Annotated in this window: 21 protein-coding genes; 10 read left to right on the forward strand and 11 right to left on the reverse strand. The window is 74.6% G+C overall.

All coding sequences use genetic code 11. The annotated features are described in order from the left end of the window. Positions 1-29: 29 nt before the first annotated feature. Positions 30-455, reverse strand: a complete 426-nt coding sequence (locus tag AC0B9F_RS25890) for a CBS domain-containing protein (RefSeq protein ID WP_472006542.1) — start codon at positions 453-455, stop codon at positions 30-32. A 180-nt stretch (positions 456-635) separates the two neighbouring features. Here AC0B9F_RS25890 and AC0B9F_RS25895 point away from each other — a divergent pair, with 180 nt between their 5' ends. Beyond that, positions 636-899 (forward strand): GlsB/YeaQ/YmgE family stress response membrane protein, encoded by a 264-nt coding sequence (locus tag AC0B9F_RS25895; protein WP_472006544.1) that lies wholly within the window; start codon positions 636-638, stop codon positions 897-899. A 24-nt stretch (positions 900-923) separates the two neighbouring features. Here AC0B9F_RS25895 and AC0B9F_RS25900 read toward each other — a convergent pair whose 3' ends face one another. Continuing rightward, positions 924-1376: a flavodoxin family protein gene (locus tag AC0B9F_RS25900; RefSeq protein ID WP_472006546.1), complete on the reverse strand. Its 453-nt coding sequence runs from the start codon at positions 1374-1376 to the stop codon at positions 924-926. 92 nt (positions 1377-1468) lie between these two features. On the opposite strand from AC0B9F_RS25900, the gene AC0B9F_RS25905 reads away from it, so the two are divergent. Next, a complete protein-coding gene (locus AC0B9F_RS25905; protein ID WP_472006548.1) occupies positions 1469-1921 on the forward strand; it encodes a YbhB/YbcL family Raf kinase inhibitor-like protein in 453 nt (150 codons plus the stop codon). Between the two features lie 32 nt (positions 1922-1953). Next, the gene (locus AC0B9F_RS25910) at positions 1954-2832 is read left to right on the forward strand and encodes an SDR family oxidoreductase (RefSeq protein ID WP_472006549.1); all 879 of its coding nucleotides are present in this window, start codon (positions 1954-1956) and stop codon (positions 2830-2832) included. Between the two features lie 12 nt (positions 2833-2844). Here AC0B9F_RS25910 and AC0B9F_RS25915 read toward each other — a convergent pair whose 3' ends face one another. After that, entirely contained in the window at positions 2845-3513 is a 669-nt protein-coding gene (locus AC0B9F_RS25915; RefSeq protein WP_472006551.1) for a dienelactone hydrolase family protein, read from the reverse strand. 280 nt (positions 3514-3793) lie between these two features. On the opposite strand from AC0B9F_RS25915, the gene AC0B9F_RS25920 reads away from it, so the two are divergent. Continuing rightward, positions 3794-4378, forward strand: a complete 585-nt coding sequence (locus tag AC0B9F_RS25920) for a DUF6069 family protein (protein ID WP_472006553.1) — start codon at positions 3794-3796, stop codon at positions 4376-4378. Between the two features lie 21 nt (positions 4379-4399). Here AC0B9F_RS25920 and AC0B9F_RS25925 read toward each other — a convergent pair whose 3' ends face one another. After that, entirely contained in the window at positions 4400-5242 is an 843-nt protein-coding gene (locus AC0B9F_RS25925) for an alpha/beta fold hydrolase (protein WP_472006555.1), read from the reverse strand. A 175-nt stretch (positions 5243-5417) separates the two neighbouring features. Here AC0B9F_RS25925 and paaK point away from each other — a divergent pair, with 175 nt between their 5' ends. Then, positions 5418-6716, forward strand: coding sequence for a phenylacetate--CoA ligase PaaK (paaK, locus tag AC0B9F_RS25930; RefSeq protein WP_472006557.1), 1299 nt, complete (start codon positions 5418-5420; stop codon positions 6714-6716). Between the two features lie 346 nt (positions 6717-7062). Next, positions 7063-7599, forward strand: coding sequence for a TetR/AcrR family transcriptional regulator (locus tag AC0B9F_RS25935; protein ID WP_472006558.1), 537 nt, complete (start codon positions 7063-7065; stop codon positions 7597-7599). Positions 7600-7626: 27 nt separating this feature from the next. On the opposite strand, the gene AC0B9F_RS25940 is transcribed toward AC0B9F_RS25935, so the two are convergent. After that, positions 7627-9126, reverse strand: a complete 1500-nt coding sequence (locus AC0B9F_RS25940; protein ID WP_472006560.1) for an acyl-CoA synthetase — start codon at positions 9124-9126, stop codon at positions 7627-7629. A 201-nt stretch (positions 9127-9327) separates the two neighbouring features. Here AC0B9F_RS25940 and AC0B9F_RS25945 point away from each other — a divergent pair, with 201 nt between their 5' ends. Continuing rightward, positions 9328-11730: a penicillin acylase family protein gene (locus AC0B9F_RS25945; RefSeq protein ID WP_472006562.1), complete on the forward strand. Its 2403-nt coding sequence runs from the start codon at positions 9328-9330 to the stop codon at positions 11728-11730. Between the two features lie 48 nt (positions 11731-11778). Here AC0B9F_RS25945 and AC0B9F_RS25950 read toward each other — a convergent pair whose 3' ends face one another. Both AC0B9F_RS25950 and AC0B9F_RS25955 read right to left on the reverse strand, forming a co-directional pair. After that, on the reverse strand, positions 11779-12198 hold the full coding sequence (locus AC0B9F_RS25950; protein WP_472006563.1) for a hypothetical protein: 420 nt from the start codon (positions 12196-12198) through the stop codon (positions 11779-11781). A gap of 18 nt (positions 12199-12216) precedes the next feature. Then, complete coding sequence (locus AC0B9F_RS25955) at positions 12217-12750, reverse strand: DUF2231 domain-containing protein (protein ID WP_472006565.1); 534 nt, start codon at positions 12748-12750, stop codon at positions 12217-12219. A gap of 105 nt (positions 12751-12855) precedes the next feature. Here AC0B9F_RS25955 and AC0B9F_RS25960 point away from each other — a divergent pair, with 105 nt between their 5' ends. Continuing rightward, positions 12856-13608, forward strand: a complete 753-nt coding sequence (locus AC0B9F_RS25960) for a helix-turn-helix transcriptional regulator (RefSeq protein WP_472006567.1) — start codon at positions 12856-12858, stop codon at positions 13606-13608. Positions 13609-13757: 149 nt separating this feature from the next. Further along, the gene (locus tag AC0B9F_RS25965) at positions 13758-15521 is read left to right on the forward strand and encodes a serine hydrolase domain-containing protein (RefSeq protein ID WP_472006569.1); all 1764 of its coding nucleotides are present in this window, start codon (positions 13758-13760) and stop codon (positions 15519-15521) included. On the opposite strand, the gene AC0B9F_RS25970 is transcribed toward AC0B9F_RS25965, so the two are convergent. From AC0B9F_RS25970 to AC0B9F_RS25980, 3 genes are all read right to left on the reverse strand, one after another. Beyond that, complete coding sequence (locus AC0B9F_RS25970; protein ID WP_472006571.1) at positions 15518-16087, reverse strand: GNAT family N-acetyltransferase; 570 nt, start codon at positions 16085-16087, stop codon at positions 15518-15520. The genes AC0B9F_RS25965 and AC0B9F_RS25970 overlap by 4 nt on opposite strands. A gap of 267 nt (positions 16088-16354) precedes the next feature. Next, the gene (locus tag AC0B9F_RS25975; protein ID WP_472006572.1) at positions 16355-17203 is read right to left on the reverse strand and encodes an oxygenase MpaB family protein; all 849 of its coding nucleotides are present in this window, start codon (positions 17201-17203) and stop codon (positions 16355-16357) included. Between the two features lie 53 nt (positions 17204-17256). Next, positions 17257-18270 (reverse strand): methyltransferase, encoded by a 1014-nt coding sequence (locus tag AC0B9F_RS25980; protein WP_472006573.1) that lies wholly within the window; start codon positions 18268-18270, stop codon positions 17257-17259. Between the two features lie 37 nt (positions 18271-18307). On the opposite strand from AC0B9F_RS25980, the gene AC0B9F_RS25985 reads away from it, so the two are divergent. Beyond that, positions 18308-18883, forward strand: coding sequence for a DinB family protein (locus AC0B9F_RS25985; protein WP_472006575.1), 576 nt, complete (start codon positions 18308-18310; stop codon positions 18881-18883). 56 nt (positions 18884-18939) lie between these two features. Here AC0B9F_RS25985 and AC0B9F_RS25990 read toward each other — a convergent pair whose 3' ends face one another. Then, entirely contained in the window at positions 18940-19314 is a 375-nt protein-coding gene (locus AC0B9F_RS25990; protein ID WP_472006576.1) for a four-helix bundle copper-binding protein, read from the reverse strand. Positions 19315-19431: the final 117 nt, after the last annotated feature.

The following is a 19431-nucleotide window of genomic DNA, read 5'->3' on the forward strand; positions in this document are numbered from 1 at the left end:
GGTGCGGGACCCGGGTGGCGCCCCGGCGCTCAGTGGTTGGGCGCCGCCGCGCTGATCCCGGCCAGGGCCGTCGTGGAGTCCTCCAGGGTGGAGAGGTCGCCGAGGCTGACCATGCCGACCGGGCAGCCGCCGTGTTCGACGACCGGCAGGCGCCGTACGGCGTGCTCGCGCATGAGCTTGATCGCGTGGTCGGTGGTGTCGGTGGGCGCCACGGTGACCACGGGCGGCCGGCTGCACACCGTGCCGACGGCCGTGGTGTGCGGGTCGCAGCCGTCGGCGACGGCGCGGATCACGATGTCGCGGTCGGTGAGGACGCCGAACAGGTCGCAGTCGTAGGCGACGAGGACGTCCCCCACGTCCTGTTCGCGCATCACCCGGGCGGCCCGCTCCAGGGTGGTCATCGGTTCGACCGCGACCGCGCCGGGGTGCATCACGTCACGAATGAGCCGGCTCATGGGTTACCTCCCATGTCCGCGGAACGCTGACTGCTTGCAGCGTAGCCCGAACCGGCGGCGGCAAACGGGGCGTCCGGACGGGGGGCCGAGGACTGCGCACCGTTCGAACGGGCACTCGGACGGGCACTCGGACGCCACCAACGACGGCGTCACCGACGAGAAAGGGGTGAGAGAGCGCTCATGGAGATCTCCGGCGTCATCAGCGCCCTTGTTATCGGCATTGTGATCGGTGTGCTGGGGCGGCTCGTCGTCCCGGGCCGCCAGCGCATCGGCATCCTGTGGACCATCGTGATCGGCATCGTCGCCGCGTTCATCGGCACCGGCATCGCCTCCGGGCTGGGCGTGGCGCACACCAAGGGCGTCGACTGGATCGAGTGGCTCATCCAGATCGCTCTCGCGGCGCTCGGCGTCTCCGCGCTCAGCAAGGTGAAGCTGCGCCGCTGAGACGGCGGCGCCATGGACCGGGGGTCACTCCATCAGGCCGGCCGCCAGGGTGGCCCCCAGGTTCCAGCACGCCTCGATGTCGGACGTGGCGGGCGTGCCGGTCACGGTCACCGGCTCGGCGGCGCGGCGCCAGCCGAGCCCGGTCGTGATCGCGTCGAGGGCGCGCAGCGCACCCGTCACGTCGTTGCCGCCGTGCACCCACGCACCGAAGGGCCGGCCGCGCGTGGCGTCCAGGCACGGGTAGTAGACCTGGTCGAAGAAGTGCTTCAGGGCCCCGGAGACGTAGCCGAGGTTCGCCGGGGTACCGAGCAGGTAGGCGTCGGCCTCCAGTACGTCGGAGGCGGTCGCCGTGAGCGCCGGACGCCGCACGACCCGTACCCCTTCGATCTCCGGGGCGCTCGCGCCGGAGACGACGGCCTCGAAGAGCGCCTGGCAGTTCGGGGACGGCGTGTGATGCACGATCAGCAAGGTGGCCACGGTCCCCCACCCTGCCGGGACGGCCCCGGCGGACGCAACCGGCGCCCCCTTTGCCCCGGCATGCACCCCCGCACCCCGGGTACTCCGGCCGCATGGCCGGTATCGAACTGAGAAGCAGCGCGTTCAGCGACCATGCCGTCATCCCGCGCCGCTACGCGCTGGAAGGCGAGAACGTCTCCCCTCCGCTGGCCTGGTCCGGTGTGCCGGACGGCACGGCGGAACTGGTGCTGCTGTGCGAGGACCCGGACGCCCCGTCGGGCACCTTCGTGCACTGGGTCGTCGTCGGCGCCGACCCGGCCGGCACGGGCGCGGACCCGGGCAGCGCCCCGCCCGGCGGCACCGAACTCGTCAACGGCTACGGCAGGCACGGCTGGGGCGGTCCGCATCCGCCGCCCGGCGACGAGGCGCACCGGTACTTCTTCCGGCTGTACGCCCTCGCCGAGCCGTGCGTCCTGCCCGACGCGCCCTCGGCCGACCAGGTGCACGAGGCGGTCGAGAAGCAACAGCTCGCGAGCGGCACCCTGGTGGGCCTCTACCAGCGGTGATCCGCTCTGAAGAACAGTGAGAAAGGCGAACCGTGAACGAACCCCGGCACCCCGCCGAGCAGCACCCGCAGCCCGACTTCCCCGCCCAGGTCCAGCCGCACCCCGGCTGGACCGGACCGATGGACCCGCCGCCCGACCACGGTGAGGAGTCCTACCGGGGCAGCGGACGGCTGACGGACCGCAAGGCCGTGGTCACCGGCGGCGACTCCGGGATCGGCCGGGCCGTCGCCCTGGCCTTCGCCCGCGAGGGAGCCGACGTGCTGTTCACCCACCTCGACAGCGAGAAGGACGAGGCGGCCGAGACCGCCCGCCTGGTGGAGGAGGCGGGCCGCCGGGCCGTCGCGGTGCCGGCGGACATCCGCGAGGAGGCCACCTGCCGGGCGCTGGTCGACCGGGCGGTGGAGGAGTTCGGCCGGATCGACGTGCTGGTGAACAACGCCGCCTACCAGATGTCCCAGCCGTACGGCATCGAGGCGATCTCCACCGAGCAGTTCGACCGGGTCATGCGCACCAACCTGTACGGCATGTTCTGGCTGACGAAGTTCGCCGTGCCGCACATCCCCGAGGGCGGCAGCGTCATCAACAGCGCCTCGGTGCAGGCGTACAAGCCCAGCCCGCATCTGCTGGACTACGCGATGACCAAGGGCGCGATCGTCACCTTCACGCAGGGGCTGGCGCAGATGCTGATCGACCGGGGCATCCGGGTCAACGCCGTGGCGCCCGGGCCGGTGTGGACGCCGCTGATCCCGGCGACGCTGCCGGACACGGCCGAGTTCGGCAAGCAGGCGCCGATCGGGCGGCCCGCGCAGCCCGCCGAGATGGCGCCCGCGTACGTGTTCCTCGCCTCGCAGGAGGCGTCGTACATCACGGCGGAGATCGTCAACGCGACGGGCGGGACGCCGCTGCCCTGAGGCCCGCGGTCGTCAGCCGTCCTCGGCGTCCCCGGCGGCGTCCAGGACGTCGACGCACCACCGCCGGGCCGTGTCGGCGACCTCCTCGAGGGTGCCGGGTTCCTCGAAGAGATGCGTGGCGCCGGGCACGACGTGCAGCGTGTGCGGGCCGCCCAGCTCGCGCCCGGCGGCCTCGTTGAGCCGCAGCACCTCCGTGTCCCGGTCGCCGACGAGCAGCAGGACCGGCGCGCGTACGGTGTTCAGCGCGTTGCCCGCCAGGTCGGGGCGGCCGCCGCGGGAGACGACCGTCAGGACCCGCTCGGGGCGCCGCGCCGCCGCGACCAGCGCCGCCGCGGCGCCCGTGCTGGCGCCGAACAGCGCGACGGGCAGTTCACGGGTGGCCGGTTCCCGGCCGAGCCAGTCGAGGGCGGCCGCGAGCCGCGCGCCGAGCAGACCGATGTCGAAGCGGTGCTCGGCGGTGATCCGGTCGCGCTCGTCCTCCTCCTCGGTCAGCAGGTCGACGAGCAGGGTGGCGAGGGCGGCCTCGCGCAGCCGCTCGGCGACCATGCGGTTGCGCGGGCTGTGCCGGGAGCTGCCGCTGCCGTGGGCGAACAGCACCACGGCCCGGGCGCCGTCCGGCACCACGAGGTCACCGGTCAGCCGGGCGCCCTCGACGGGAACCCGGACGGTACGGGAGGTCATGGCCGCTCCTCCCCTCGGACGGGGGACGCCTGCGCATGCCCCAGTACCCCCGTCAGGGGCGGTAAGACACAGTGCCGCCGGCGCCTACCAGCCGCGCGCGGCCCGCTGAACCCGTCACCGCCGCCGCCGGCCTCAGCCCGTCGCGGTTGCCGCGCCGAGGCGGCCTGAGCCCGTCCGGGTGAACCGTGGCCTGCCGGACCGTCCCGACATGCGGCCGGGACGCCGGGGCTCTTGACTGAGGGCAGCGAAGGCCCGGCAGCAGCACGGCAGGAGGTCACGCATGGAGACATCCGACCCGCCCGAGAACACCCCCCGGGCGGCCCAGGGCTCCCCGCAGACGGCTCAGGCGGCCCGGGCCGCCCCCGCCCGACCCCCGCAGACGGCCCCCGCCGTCACCCCGTCACCCTCGCAGCCGCCCGCCTCTGCCCCGTCGGCGCGGCGCGCGCCCGGGCTCAACGCCGGGCGGTTGTGGGCCGGCGGGGTGATGGCGGCCGGCGTCGCCGGGCTCGCCGCGGTGGCGGCGCTGCTGGTGGTGCGCGGGGTGCTGGGAGTGGCGCTGTTCGTGCCCCGGGGCGACGACGTGATGGAGAGCGCGTCCACCGGGATGCTCGCGGCCGGTGCGGGGGTCGCCGCCCTCGTCGCGACCGGCCTGGTCCATGTCCTCGCCCTGACCGTCCCGCGCCCCGGCCGCCTGTTCACCTGGCTGATCGCCGCGGGCACGGCGGCGGCCGTCCTGCTGCCCTTCACGACGGCCGCGAGCACGGGCTCCCACGTGGGCACGGCCGCGGTGAACCTGGCCGTCGGCGCCTCGATCGGCTCCCTGCTGTCGGCGGTGGGGCGCGGAGCGGTACGCCGCGGGTGGTGACTCCCACCGCGGCATCCGGGCCTACGCCGCCGTGTCGAGGAACGCCGTCACACGCCGGACGAACCACTCCGGGTCGTCGAGCCACGGGTAGTGCCCGGCGCCGGGCTGGACGGTGACCTCGGCGCGCGGAAACGCTTCGGCGGCACGCCGGGCCAAAGCCGGGCTGGGGCCGCCGTCCAGTTCTCCGGCGAGGAACAGCACCGGGGCGCTCAGCGCCGACAGCGCGGCCCGGGTCGCCGGCGGGTCGAAGGCGTCCGGGTCGAAGTAACGGTCGGCGGCCTCGTCGTTGGTCTGCGCCCCCTCGGACCGGGCGTGGGCCCGTGCGGCGTCGTCCCAGCGGCCGTAGAAGAACGGCGCGAGGTCGGTGTCGTAGTCCCGCTCCCCCGCCAGCCAGGCCCGCAGTGCGGCGAACGCCTCCTCGAAGCCCGGCCGCCCCTGCCGCAGCCGGGCCGCGGTCAGCCGGTCCTGGGCGCTCGCCCGCAGCCCCAGCGGCCGCAGGGCGGTGGTGACCAGCGCGAGCCGCGCCAGCCGGTGCGGATGCCGGGCCGCGTACAGGGCGGCGAGGCTGCCGCCCGCCGAGTGCGCGAGCAGGTCCATCCGGTCCAGACCGAGGTGGGCCCGCAGCGCCTCGACGTCGTCCACCAGCCGGTCGCAGCGGTACGTCGCCGGGTCGGCCGGTGCCGCGGAGTTACCGGTGCCGCGCAGGTCCAGCAGGACCAGGCGCCGGTGCCGGCCGAGCCCGCCCAGGTCCCCCAGGTAGGCGGAGGCCCGCATGGGGCCGCCGGGCAGGACGACGAGGGGGTCGCCCGTACCGCGCTCGTGGTAGGCCAGCTCGGTTCCTTCTGCGGCGGTGAGGATCGGCATGCTCGAGAGCATCGGGCGCCGCGCCCGTGAGCCGCAAGGGATTTCCCGGGCCGCCGCGAAAAAGTGCGCCTCTCCCCCTTGCCTGCTCCGCGGTCGCCCTGAATTACTGATCCCCAGCACCTCGACCGAATGATCGGTCGTCCGGATTGGCATGGTTGGTGAGGGAGAAGTCCCGATGGCGGATGCGACGGCGGACCTGCTGGACCAGGGGGAACGGCTCGACCCGGACGCCCTGCGCGCGCTGCAGCTGGAGCGGCTGCGGTCGTCGCTACGGCACGCGTACACGAACGTGCCGTTCTACCGGGAGGCCTTCGACAAGGCGGGCGTGCACCCGGACGACTGCCGCTCGCTTCAGGACCTCGCCAGGTTCCCGTTCACCGTCAAGGCCGACCTGCGCGAGAACTACCCCTTCGGCCTGTTCGCAGTACCCCGCGACCGGATCCGCCGGCTGCACGCCTCCAGCGGCACCACCGGCCGCCCCACCGTCGTCGGCTACACCGACGGCGACCTGTCGCTGTGGGCGGACATGGTGGCCCGCTCGATCCGCGCGGCGGGCGGCCGCCCGGGCGACACCGTCCACATCGCCTACGGCTACGGCCTGTTCACCGGCGGCCTGGGCGCCCACTACGGCGCCGAGCGCCTCGGCTGTACGGTCGTGCCCGCGTCCGGCGGCATGACCGCCCGTCAGGTGCAGCTCATCCAGGACCTCGGGCCGCGGATCATCATGGTGACGCCGTCGTACATGCTCACCCTGCTCGACGAGTTCGAGCGACAGGGCGTCGACCCGCGCTCCACGTCACTGGAGGTGGGCGTCTTCGGCGCCGAGCCGTGGACGCAGGAGATGCGCCGCGAGATCGAGGAGCGGTTCGGCATCGACGCCGTCGACATCTACGGGCTGTCGGAGGTGATCGGCCCCGGCGTGGCACAGGAGTGCGTGGAGACCAAGGACGGCCTGCACATCTGGGAGGATCACTTCTACCCCGAGGTCGTCGACCCGATCACCGGCGAGGTGCTTCCGGACGGGGAGGAGGGCGAGCTGGTGTTCACCTCGCTCACCAAGGAGGCCATGCCGATCGTCCGCTACCGCACCCGGGATCTGTCCCGGCTGCTGCCGGGCACGGCCCGCGTGTTCCGGCGGATGCAGAAGATCACCGGGCGCAGCGACGACATGGTGATCCTGCGCGGCGTGAACCTCTTCCCCACACAGATCGAGGAGATCGTGCTGCGCACCCCGGGTGTCGCGCCGCACTTCCAGCTGCGGCTGACCCGGGAGGGCCGCATGGACGCCCTGACCGTGCGCGCCGAGGCCCGCCCCGACGCCGGTCCGGACACCCGTGAGGCCGCCGCCCGGTCCATCGCTGCGGCCGTCAAGGACGGCGTCGGGGTCTCGGTCGGGGTGGAGATCGTCGACCCGGAGTCCCTGGAACGCTCGGTCGGCAAAATCCGCCGTATCGTCGACCTGCGCCCGCACTGAGGCGGGCGCGCGGCGGTCCGCGCGGGCAGTCCGTGCGAGCGAGCACAGGCGGGTCTCGGGCGGCGCGCGACGGCGACGGGCGCGGGCGCGCGACGGGCGGGCGGCGGGCGGGCGGCGGGCGGGCGGCGGGCGCGCGACGGGCGGGCGGCGGGCGCGCGACGGGCGGGCGGCGGGCGCGCGACGGGCGGGCGGCGGGCGAGCGGCGGGCGCGCGACGGGCGGGCGCGCGACGGGCGGGCGGGCGGCGGGCGGGCGCGGAGACGGGTCTCGGGCGGCCGCGCGGCGGCGACGGGGCGAGAGGCGGCGACAGGCGCGGACGCGGCGGCCGCGCGGCGGGGCCCGCAGTCGTGCGCCCGGGCACCTACGGGCGGGCCGTCGCGCGGGCCACTCAGCCGTACGGGCGGCCGGGAAGCCGGGCAGCCGGTGCCGCAGGCCCGTGCGGGACGACGTCGGCGTACTTCCGCACCCGGCTGGCGTTGCTGACCGCGCTGGTCCGGAGGCCGGTCGCGCTCGACCAGGCGGAGCTGGAGGCGACCGGGGCGGCGACACCGGCACCGCGCACGGCGGACGACCTGGTCGCCGGGATCGCCGCGCTCCCCGAGCGCCGGCTCACCGGAGAGGGGCGGCGCCGCTCCCTCGCCCGTTACGCGTGCGCGCCGGAGAGCGTGCGGCACCCGGAGCTGAGGGAGATCCCGCGGCCGCGTGAGAACGCGGGCCGCGACCTCGTGCGGGCCTTCGTCGCGGCGCACGGGCACGCGGACGTCGAGGAACGCACGCTGACGCGGCTGACCTGCGTGGACGGGCTGGTCTTCGACCGGCTGGTGGGCGGCGGGTCGGTGTGCGCCGAGGAGATCCGGCGGCTGGTGGAGACGGCGCTGCGCTGAGGGCACGGCCCCGCGCCGGGCGTGCCCTCAGCCTCCGGTGAGCCGGTCCCGCAGCTCCCGCTTGAGGATCTTCCCGCTGGCGTTGCGCGGCAGCGCGTCGACGAAGACGACCCGCTTGGGCGCCTTGAACGCGGCGAGCTTCTCCCGCGCGTGGGCGATGAGTTCGGCCTCGGTGACCTCGCCGCGCGCGACGACGACCGCGGTGACGGCCTCGATCCAGCGCTCGTCGGGCAGCCCCACCACCGCCGCCTCGGCGACGGCCTCGTGGGTGTACAGGGCGTCCTCGACCTGGCGGGAGGCGACCAGGACGCCACCGGAGTTGATCACGTCCTTGACCCGGTCGACGATCGTGAAGTAGCCGTCGGCGTCGCGCACCGCGAGGTCGCCGGAGTGGAACCAGCCGTCCCGGAAGGCCGCGGCGCTCTCCTCGGGCTTGTCCCAGTAGCCCTCGCACAACTGCGGGGAGCGGTAGACGATTTCGCCGGGTGTGCCGGCCGGTACGTCCTTGCCGTCCTCGTCGACCACGCGCGCGTCGACGAACAGCACGGGCCGCCCGCAGGAGTCCATGCGCCCCTCGTGCTCGTCGGGTCCCAGCACGGTCGCCAGCGGGCCGATCTCGCTCTGTCCGAAGCAGTTGTAGAAGGCGAGGTGCGGCAGCCGGCCGCGCAGCCGCTCCAGCACGGGCACCGGCATGATCGACGCCCCGTAGTAGGCCTTGCGCAGCCCGTCGAGGTCCCGGGTGGTGAAGTCGGGGTGGTTGGCCAGGGCGATCCACACCGTGGGCGGTGCGAAGAGGCTGTCGCAGCGGCCCGTCTCGACGAGGTCGAACAGCCGCTCCGCGTCGGGGGCGTCGAGGATCACGTTGGTGGCGCCGACGGCGAGGTAGGGCAGCAGGAAGACGTGCATCTGCGCCGAGTGGTACAGCGGCAGCGAGTGCACCGGGCGGTCCCCGGCGCTCAGGTCCAGGGCGGTGATGGCGCTGAGGTACTCGTGGACCAGTGCGCGGTGGGTCATCATCGCGCCCTTGGGCAGGGCGGTGGTGCCGGAGGTGTACAGCAGCTGGACCAGGTCCTCGGCGCGCGGCTCCGGCCCGTCGTACGGCGCGGTCGCGGGCAGCCGGTCGAGCAGCGCGTCGTCCGCGTCGCGCAGGGGCAGCGTCGTGACGCCGTCCGGCAGGTGGCCCGCGAGGGCGGGGTCGGTCAGGACGAGGGAGCTGCCCGACTGGCGGACGAGGTAGGCGAGGTCGTCGCCGGTGAGGTGCTGGTTGACGGGCACGTGCACCAGTCCGGCGCGGGCGCAGCCGAGGAAGGCGATGAGATAGGCGTCGGAGTTGTGGCCGTAGGCGGCGACGCGGTCACCCGGGGCGAGACCCTCGGCCCGCAGCAGGCCCGCCGCGCGGGAGACGGCGTCGTCGAGTTCCTCGTAGGTCCAGGAGCGCTCGCCGTAGGTGACGGCGACGCGCGCGGGGGTGCGGCGGGCGCTGCGGCGCAGCACGCCGTCGACGGTACTGCCGTGTCCGGACGTCATGCCTCATGATCCTCGGCGTACCCGCCGGGGCGGTCAAGAGATCTGCGCGGTCGGGGGACGGCGGCCCGGAGCGCGCGGGCCCCTGCGGTGCGACGGTGACCCCCGGCGATGCGGCCGGACTCTTCAACGCGCCTGCTGTCACGGTGACATACCGGCTGGTACGCTCGGCCGCTCCTTCCCCCGACGATGTTGGGAGGCACGATGCGCACCCGCCTGAGACGAGCCGTCGTCGCGGCCGCGGCCCTGCTCACCGCCGCGTCCGCGCTGCCGGCGGCCGCCGCCGAGCGGCCCGTGAGCCAGGACCGTCCCGCGCACGGCGGTCTGTCCGCCGTCATCCGGTACACCGAGTACGGCATCCCGCACATCCTCGCCCGCTCCTACGCCGGCCTCGGCTTCGGCACCGGCTGGGCGCAGGCCACCGACCAGGTCTGCACGCTGGCCGACGGTTTCGTGACCGTGCGGGGCGAGCGCTCGCGGTACTTCGGCGCCGGCGCCGCGACCGACGGCTCGCTGTCCTCGGCCGCCACCAACCTCTCCAGCGACCTGTACTTCCGCGGCGTACGGGAGGCGGGCACGGTGGAGAAGCTGCTGCGGCAGCCGGCGCCGGCGGGCCCGAGCCGTGACGTGAAGGAGATGATGCGGGGCTTCGCCGCCGGGTACAACACCTGGCTGGCGCGGCACCGGATCACCGACCCGGCCTGCCGGGGCGCCGCCTGGGTGCGCCCGGTGACCGCACTGGACGTGGCCGCGCGCAGTTACGCGCTCGCCGTGCTCGGCGGTGAGGGCCGGGCGATCGACGGGATCACGGCCGCGCAGCCGCCGGCGGCGGGCCCCTCCGGCGCGCAAGGGCCGGACGCCGGGGACGCCGCACGGGCCGCACGGGCGCTGCTCGCCACCGACTCCGCCGAGATGGGATCCAACGCGGTCGCGTTCAGCGGCGCGGCCACCGCGAACGGCCGCGGCCTGCTGCTGGGCAACCCGCACTACCCCTGGCAGGGCGGCCGCCGCTTCTGGCAGTCCCAGCAGACCATCCCCGGCGTGCTGAACGTGTCCGGCGGCTCACTGCTCGGCTCGCCGACGATCTCCATCGGCCACAACGCGTACGTCGCCTGGAGCCACACGGTCGCCACCGGCGTCACCCTGAACCTGCACCAGCTGAGGCTGGATCCGGCCGACCCGATGGTCTACCTCGTCGACGGCCGGCGGGAGCGCATGACGCGGCGGACCGTCACCGTCGCCGTGAACAACGGCGCGCCCGTGACCCGCACGCAGTGGTGGACCCGGTACGGCCCGGTCACCACCTCCCTCGGAGCCACGCTGCCGCTGCCCTGGACGGCCACGACGGCGTACGCCGTGAACGACCCGAACGCGGTCAACCTGCGCGGCGCCGACACCGCCCTCGGCTTCGGCAAGGCCCGCTCCACGGGCGACGTGCTGGCGTCGCTGCGCCGCACCCAGGGCCTGCCGTGGGTGAACACGATCGCCGCCGACTCCCGCGGCCACAGCCTGTACACCCAGTCGCAGGTCCTTCCGCGCGTCACCGACGACCTGGCGCAGCGCTGTCTGACTCCCCTGGGCCGGGCCACCTACCCGGCGTCCGGTCTCGCGGTACTGGACGGTTCGCGCGGCGACTGCGCGCTGGGCAGCGACCCGGACGCCGTGCAGCCCGGCGTGTTCGGGCCCGCGCGGATGCCGGTCCTCAAGGACGCGCCGTACGCGGAGAACTCCAACGACAGCGCCTGGCTGGCCAACGCGGACCGGCCGCTGACCGGTTACGAGCGGATCTTCGGCACCGTCGGCACCGCGCGCACGCTGCGCACCCGGGGGGCGCTGGAGGACGTGGCGGCGATGGCGGCGCGCGGGCAGCTGACGGTGCGGGACCTGCAGGCGCAGCAGTTCGCCGACCGGGTGCCCGCGGGCGACCTCGCCGCGGGGGACGCGGCCAGGGCGTGCGCCGCGCTGCCGGGTTCCACGGCGACCGGCAGCGACGGCCGGGCCGTCGACGTGCGGGAGGCGTGCGGGGTGCTCGCGGCCTGGGACCACACGGTGAACACCTCCAGCCGGGGTGCGCTGCTCTTCGACCGGCTGTGGCGCCGGCTGCCGGCGGCGCAGCTGTGGAAGGTGCCGTTCTCGCCGGCCGATCCGGTGGGCACGCCGAACACGCTGAACACGGACACCCCGGCGTTCGCCACGGCCCTCGCGGACACCGTGGCCGAGCTGCGGGCGGCCGGCATCCCGCTGAACTCCCCGCTGGGCGATCACCAGTTCGTGGTGCGCGGCGGGCAGCGCATCCCGGTGCCCGGAGGCACGGAGTCCCTCGGCGTGTGGAACAAGGTCGAACCGGTGTGGAACGCGGCCGGCGGCGGCTACACCGAGGTGGCGCACGGCTCCAGTTTCATCCAGGCGGTGGGCTGGGACGGCTCGCGCTGCCCGGTGGCCCGCACCCTGCTGACGTACTCCCAGTCCTCGAACCCGGACTCGCCGCACTTCAGCGACCAGACGCGGCTGTTCTCGGAAGGGCGGTGGGTGACCTCCCGCTTCTGCGAGAAGGACATCCTCACCTCGCCGGGGCTGCGGGTGGTCCGGGTCGACGAGAAGGGGTGACGGGCCGGCGCCCGGGGTCCGTCTCCCGGGCGCCGCGCGTTCCGTCGCTCAGCTGCCGCCGACGCCCAAAGCCGCCAGCAGCACCAGCGCCAGGGTCGTCGCGCCGAGGACGCCGTGGGCGGCGACCACGGGGACGGGCAGGTGACGCTCGGGGGGCGCCGTCTCGCCCGACGTTCCCCGGTACACCGGCAGCCAGCGGCCGAACAGGGTGAAGCCGAGCAGGGCCACCGCGACGAGCAGGCCGAAGGACGTCCAGGCCAGGGCGCCCTTGTCGGCGACGAGGTAGACGATCCACACCACCAGTCCGGCGGCGGCGAGCAGGAAGTGACCGAAGACGACGGGCGCGGGCAGGCGGGTCGGCGCCGTCTGCCGCGCCGGGCGCAGGCCGCCGCGGGCGATCCAGCGGGCGAGGAGGACGAGACCGCCGAGAGCGGTGACGATCCAGGCGACGAGAGCGGCGATGTCCATGGGCGATCTCCAGGGGCGTCAGGACGAGGGCCGGCTGCGGTAGCCGTCGGCCTGCGTGGCCTCGTCGGCGACCCGCACGCCGTAGCGGTAGGCGAGTTTTCCGCCGAGATACCCGGACAGGCCGAGGGCGGCGAGGGCGACGGCGGAGAGCGTCAGCTGCCCGGGGCCGACGCCCTCCTGTCCTGCGGTGCCGCCGCTGTGCCGCCAGGCCCAGCCGCCCGCGTAGGCGGCGGTGACGGCGAGGTTCAGCGTCATGTGCACCAGCGCCGTGCGGAAGGCCGGGGTGCCGGCGGGGATCGCGAACAGGTCGAGGAAGCCGACGCAGGCCGCCGCCAGCGCGCCGAGCACCCCGATGGCGATCAGCCACAGGGAGCCCTGGACCAGGAAAGCGGGCCGGTGGACGACGTGGGAGGCGATGTCGAAGACCAGGCTGCTCACCCAGGCACCGATCGGCACCGTGACCAGGATCGGGTGGAAGGGGTGACCGTACGGCCCCGCCAGCGCACCGCTGACCGGCTGCTTGGCCTGACGAAGATCAGTGTTCACGGACATACCGGCACCTCACCTGCGAGGTATTTCACCAATGATTGTTGGCCTTATTACCGTGGCGGGTCAAGCCCGGCGTCAACCCGGACGTCACGGAGTTACCGTGGGCGCGTGACGTTCGATTCCTCCGCCGCCGCCGGCGGCGGGCCGGCCCCGACCACGACCGATTCCGTGGCCGCGCTCGCCGTCCTGGCCGACGAGTCACGGCGGCGGCTGTTCGACTTCGTGCGGCGGGCCCGGCGCCCGGTGACCCGGGAGGAGGCGTCGGCGGCGGTCGGGATCTCCCGCAAGCTGGCCGCCTTCCACCTGGACAAGCTCGTCGACTCCGGGCTGCTGCAGGCCCGGCACGGAGGGCACGGACCGCGCCGCGTGGGGCGCGCCCCGAAGGTGTACGAGCCCAGCGCGCAGACGCTGGAGATCACCCTGCCGCCGCGCCGGCACGAACTGCTGGCCTCCCTGCTGACCGAGGCGGTGACCGCGGTGCAGCCGGGCGAGAGCGCCCACGAGGCCGCGCTGCGCATCGCCCGGGAGCGCGGCGCGTCGCTGGGCGCCGGGGCGCGCGGAGGAGATGTGAACGCGTTCCTGGAGTCCCTCGGGTTCGAGCCCGCCGACGACGGCAGCGGCCGTACGGTGCTGTACAACTGCCCGTTCCACCCCGTGGCCGCGCAGGCGCCGGAGCTGGTGTGCGGGATGAACCACGCCTTCCTGTGCGGCTACCTCGCCGCCTCCGGACACCCGCGCACCACGGCGGTGCTGGAACCGCACGCCGGCGTGTGCTGCGTCGAACTGGTCGACGGCGACGCCGGTCCCGGCGAGAGCACCGCGACCCCCTCCTGCGAGCGCGACACCGCCGACCACGCGTAACAGGGCGGCGGCTCTCGACACCCTCCCCCACCCCGCCGGTTTTTCCGTGCGCTGCACACCCGTTGACATGTCCACAGGACTGACGGGAAAGTTTCATCCGGCTCCACGATCACGGAAAGATACTTTCAGGGGTTGGGTGGGAGGCAGCGGTGGGCGGACTGACGCGACGTCAACTCGGGACGGCGGCAGCGGCATGGGGTGGCGCTCTGGCTTTCGTGCCGTTCCCGGCGGGGCCGGCCGCGGCCGCCGAGCCGCGCGGCGGCGGGCCGACGCTGCGGCACGGGCCGGCCGAGCGCGCCGGACTGCTCGACGGGCATCTGCGCCGGCTCGTGACCGACGCGAGGACCTTCCTCGACCCCTCCCCCAAGCACCCCTGGTACGCGGGCGCGGTACTGCTCGCCGGGCGCGGCGGCACCGTCGCGCTGCACGAGCCGATCGGCATGGCGGTGCGCTACCGGGCGTACGACGAGAAGACCGACACCGGCGTCGAGTTCCCGCCCGAGCAGCAGATCCCCATGGCCCGCGACACCATCGTCGACCTGGCGTCGGTGTCCAAACTCTTCACCTCGCTGCTGGCCGTGCAGCAGATCGAGCGCGGCGCGCTGCGGCTGGAGGCCCCGGTCGCCTCGTACGTGCCGGAGTTCGCAGCCGCGGGCAAGCAGGAAGTGACGATCCGTCAGCTCCTCACCCACACGTCGGGCTTCCGCGCGTGGATACCGCTGTACAACGCGCCGACGCGGGAGGAGAAGCTGCGGCTGATCTACAACGAGGCGCCGCTCAACGCGCCGGGCACCGCCTACCTCTACTCCGACCTGAACATGATCTCCCTCCAGCTCGTCCTGGAGCGGATCACCGGGCGTCCGCTGGACACGCTGCTGCACGAGGAGATCACCGGCCCCCTCGGCCTGACGCGCACCCGCTACAACCCGCCGGCCTCCTGGAAACCGGTGATCGCCGCCACCGAGGACGCCCGCAGACCGTGGTCCGGGCTCGACCGGGGGCTGGTGTGGGGCGAGGTGCACGACGAGAACGCCTACAGCCTGGGCGGGGTCGCGGGTCACGCGGGCGTGTTCTCCTGCGCCTGGGACCTGGCCGTGCTCGCGCGCACGCTGCTCAACGGCGGCGGCTACGGCCGGGTCCGCATCCTGCGTCCGCAGTCCGTGGAGCTGATGTTCACGGACTTCAACACCGCCTTCCCCGGGGACGAGCACGGGCTGGGCTTCGAGCTCTACCAGCACTGGTACATGGGCGCGATGGCCACCCCGCGCACCGCCGGCCACACCGGCTTCACCGGTACGTCGCTGGTACTGGACCCGACGACCGACTCGTTCCTCGTGGTGCTCGGCAACTCCGTTCATCCCGTGCGCACGTGGCGCTCGGGTTCCGCGCCGCGGGTGGCCGCCGGGAACAACCTGGCGCGCGCCGTGCCGGTCCGGCCGCGGCAGGGCCGTACCGCCTGGTTCTCCGGGATGGCGAGCGCGGCCTCCGCCACGCTCACGCTGCCGCCGCTGGACACGTCGGCGGACGGTTCGCGGCTGACGTGCGCGCTGTGGTGGGACACCGAGCCGCAGTCGGACGTCCTGGCGCTGGAGGCGTCCACGGACGGCGGCGGCACCTGGCAGCCGGTGCCGTTCACCACGGCCGGCGAGGGCGACGGCCACCCCCAGGACCACCCGGCCGGCACGGTCACCGGCTGGTCGGGGCGCACCTGGCACCGGCTGACGGCGGTCCTGCCGCCCGCCCGGTCCCTCACCGTGCGCTGGCGCTACGGCACCGACCGGCTCTACGTGGGCCGGGGAGCGTACGTCGACGCGCTGCGCGTCGAGACGCCGGCCGGCCCGGCCTTCGACGACCGCCGCCCCGCGGACGCGGCACGGATCGAGACGAGGGGCTGGGCGGCGTCGGCGGACTAGGGCTCGCGCGACTTGGGCCCGTGTGACGGGGGCACGCGGGTGTGCAGATGGCCCGTTTCCGGGAACGCGGGCGGGCTCGCGGGCAGAACGGTCTCCAGCCCGTAGCCGGCCTTCTCCGCCACCCGGCAGGAGGCGAGGTTGTCCGTCCGGTGCAGCAGGTCCAGGCGCGTCAGGCCCAGGGACGTGAAGGCCCAGCCGGTGAGGGCGCGCAGGGCCCGGGGCGCCACGGCACGGCCGCGGGCGTGGGCGACGGTCCAGTAGCCGACCTCGGCGCCGGCGGCGGTCCGCTTGAGGACGACATGACCCGCCAGCGTCTCGTCGGCTCCGGCCGGCTCCACGACGGCGAAGGCCAGGCGCTCGCCGCTGTCCCAGCCGCTGCGCTGGTCCGCCACCCAGCGGGCCCCGCTCTCCTCGTCGTGCACGAGCGCGGTGATCCACTGGCGCAGTACCGCGTCCCGGTGGGCCTCGACCAGCTGCGGCACGTCACGCGGAACCCAGGGCCTCAGCACCAGGGCCGACGCGCCCTCGGCCGCTTCTGTCCGAAGCACGACGGTGGTCTTGTCCACCTGCCGAGCCTACGCGGTCGGGGACGCGCCGGGGACACGGACGGCCAGGAGTGGAAGACAGCCTTCTGCACCTCGTTCGGGCCGTCGAAGTGATCCTTGTTGAGGCGGTCGGGTACCCATAGGGCTGCGGCCCATTCACCTCGGCTGTCGCCGTCCGTGCGCCGCCCTTCCCAGCGGCCCGGCCGGCCCAGGCCGACGCCGCGGGCGCCGCGGCCCGCCCGGCCCGCCCGGTGCGGCGGGTGCGGCGGGTGCGGCGGGTGCGGCGGGCTATCGCCCCGCTTTGTGCGGTGCGGGGCGGGCGGCCGGGCCGAGTCGGTCGACCGCGCGCAGGATGTGTTTCGGCGGCAGTTGCCAGCGCAGATCCGCGGGTATGCCGCGCAGCAGGGCGCCGGTCACGCGCAGTCGCCGGGTCACGGCGGCGGGTGCGGGGACCGGTCTGCCGTACAGCGCGTGGGCGTACGGCGGCAGGGCGGCGTACGCCAGCAGCGCCACGCGCCGCCACAGCACCTCGCGCGCCGGGACGAGCAGGGGGTGCGTCGGCGGGCGGAGGAGGAAGCCGTCCACGGCGCGCGCCTCGGGCGTGGCGGCGAGCTGCGGCCGGACCTGCTCGAAGTAGGCGGCGAGCTGGGCCCGGTCGGCGGGTACGGCGCCCGGGTCGAGGCCGACCAGGCGGGCGCCGGCGCGGTGTTCCGCGAGGTAGCGGTCGGCGGCGGCGTCGGTGAGCGGGAAGCCCGAGCGGCGCAGCACGTGCAGGTAGGAGTCGATCTCGGCGCAGTGCACCCACAGCAGCAGCTCGGGGTCGTCGATGCGGTACCGCTCCCCCGTCGCCGGGTCGGTGGCCGTGAGCCGGCGGTGGATGCCCCGGACGCGCTCACCGGCCCGTTCGGCGGCCTCGCGGGTGCCGTAGGTCGTCGTACCGACGAAGTGCGCCGTGCGCCGCAGCCGCCCCCACGCGTCGCGCCGGAAGTCGCTGTTCTGCGTCACGCCGCGCACCGCGCGCGGGTGCAGGGCCTGGAGGTAGAGGGCGCGGATGCCGGCGACCCACATCATCGGGTCGCCGTGCATCTGCCAGGTCACCGAGTCGGGTCCGAACAGACCCGGGTCGGCGTCGCTCATGTGATCCTCCTCGGCGGTCTCCGGGAGTCGGGCGGTGGTGGCGCCTTGAGGAGTCAGGCGGCCCGGAAGTCCATCAGCAGATGACCCGACGGTGTCGTGCGGACCTCGGCCGGGGCCAGCCCGGCCGCCGCGGCGAGCGCCGTGTACTCCTCGACGGCGCGTTCGCGCCCGCCGGAGATCACCAGCATGCGCAGGTCCATCTCGGCGAACATGGCCGCGTCGTCGCCCGCCCTGCCGTGCGTCTCGACCAGGAGGACCCGGCCGTCCGGGCCGGCGGCCTCGGCGCACCGGCGCAGCACGGCGACGGCCGGCTCGTCGGCCCAGTCGTGGATGACGGCGCTGAGCACGTACACGTCACCCCCGGCGGGCAGCGGGTCGAAGAAGCTCTGCCCGGCGAACGCGCACCGCTCCTCCAGGCCGCGCTCGGCCAGGAACCGGCGTCCGCGGTCGACGGTCTCCGGCAGGTCGACCAGGGTGCCGCGCAGTCCGGGATGCGCGCCGAGGACCTCGGCCAGCAGCGCGCCGGTACCCCCTCCGACGTCGATCACGTGCCGCACCCCGGACCAGTCGTAGGCGGTGGCGGCCGTTCGGCGCAGCGAGTGCGCCATCGTCGCGTCGAAGGAGGCCGCGAGGTCGGGGTCGGTGGCGAGGTGGTCCCAGAAGGGGGCGCCGAAGACCTCCTCCCAGGCGGGCCGCCCGGTGCGGACGGTGTGCAGCAGCCCGGTGAACACCAGGTCCATCCGGCCGCCGAAACCGTCCAGGTCGAACCAGGCCCGCATGCCCGCCGGATGGTCCGAGCGCAGCAGCTCGGCCCGCTCGTCGAGGACGAACCGCCCCGGGGACGCCTCCTCGAACATCCCGTGCCGGGCGAGGTGGCGCAGCAGCCGGCCGAGAGCGTCGGCGTCGGCGCCGGTGCGCTCCGCCAGCTCGTCCACCTGCTCGGTGCCCGCGGCGATCAGATCGGCCAGGCGCAGGGTGGCGGCCACCCGGACCGCCATGGGGGTCACCAGGTCCACGAGCGGAGCCAGCAGCTGCCAGTCCGAGGGTTCGCTGCGGTGCGACGGCATCCGCCCATGCTAGCGACGGCGTTGATAGCGTGCCCGCATGACGACGTGCGCCGAATGCGGTTTCGAGTACGACCTCTCCCTGGCCTCCTCGGCGCCGAAGCTCGCCCTGGACGACGCGGACGCGTACGGACGGCTGCTGCGGGCGGACGCGGCGGTGCTGCGGCGGCGTCCGGCGCCCGGCGTCTGGTCGCCCCTGGAGTACGCCTGCCATGTCCGGGACGTGCTGCTCGTGCAGCGGGAGCGGGCGCTGGCCGCGCTGCGTGCGGACACGCCGGTCGCCGAGCCGATGGGGCGGGACGAGCGGGTCGCACACGACGGGTACGCCGAGCAGGACCCGGCCGACGTCGCGCGTCAACTGCGCGACGGCGCCCTGATGTTCGGGCACGTCCTCGGCCGGCTGGAGCCCGCCGGCTGGGAGCGCACCCTCGTGTACACCTTCCCCGAGCGCGCGGAGCGCTCGCTGCGCTGGCTGGCCGTGCACACCCTGCACGAACTGCGCCACCACCTGCTCGACGTGCGCCGCGCCGTCGACGAGGCACAGGGCGTGCGCCGCGCGGTGGAAGCACAGGACGTGCGCGGCGCCGTCGAAGCTCAGAACGCGTCCCACTCGTAGGAGTCCCGGGCCACCTCCGTTGTCCGAGGGGCACCTGAACGGCGCCGTGAACGGGGTCAGGCGAGCGTGCGGAGGAAGTCCGAGCACGCCCGTGCGCAGTCCCGGCAGTGCCGTGCCGTGTCCTCGGCCCCCGCATGGCGGTCGAAGACGTGGGCCGCTTCCAGGCAGACGGTCCGGCACCACTCCACCTGCACGCGGATGCCGGCCTCGTCCACACTGTTCTGCTCGGACAGCACGCGGCAGGTGGCATCGCACACCTCGGCGCACATGATGCCCTTGCGTCGTGTCAGTTCCTGCTCCTCGGTCCCTCCCGGGTCCACCAGGCTCGCCCGCAGCGCGCAGGCCCTGGCGCACTCGGTGCACGCCTGGGCACAGGCGAAGCGGTCCTCGAGGAACCGTATGAGCTCCTGCTGGGTCGTCGTCGAAGTCACGCCCTGCGGGTAGCCGGTGCCCCCGGCACCAAACCCGGCCGGGGCCGGGCCCTCACTCGCTGTCAAGCCGTCGCGGCGCGCCCGTTAGCGCGTCGTCGGCGCGGGCACCCGGACGGT

This window comes from Streptomyces sp. NPDC097129 (assembly GCF_055668065.1).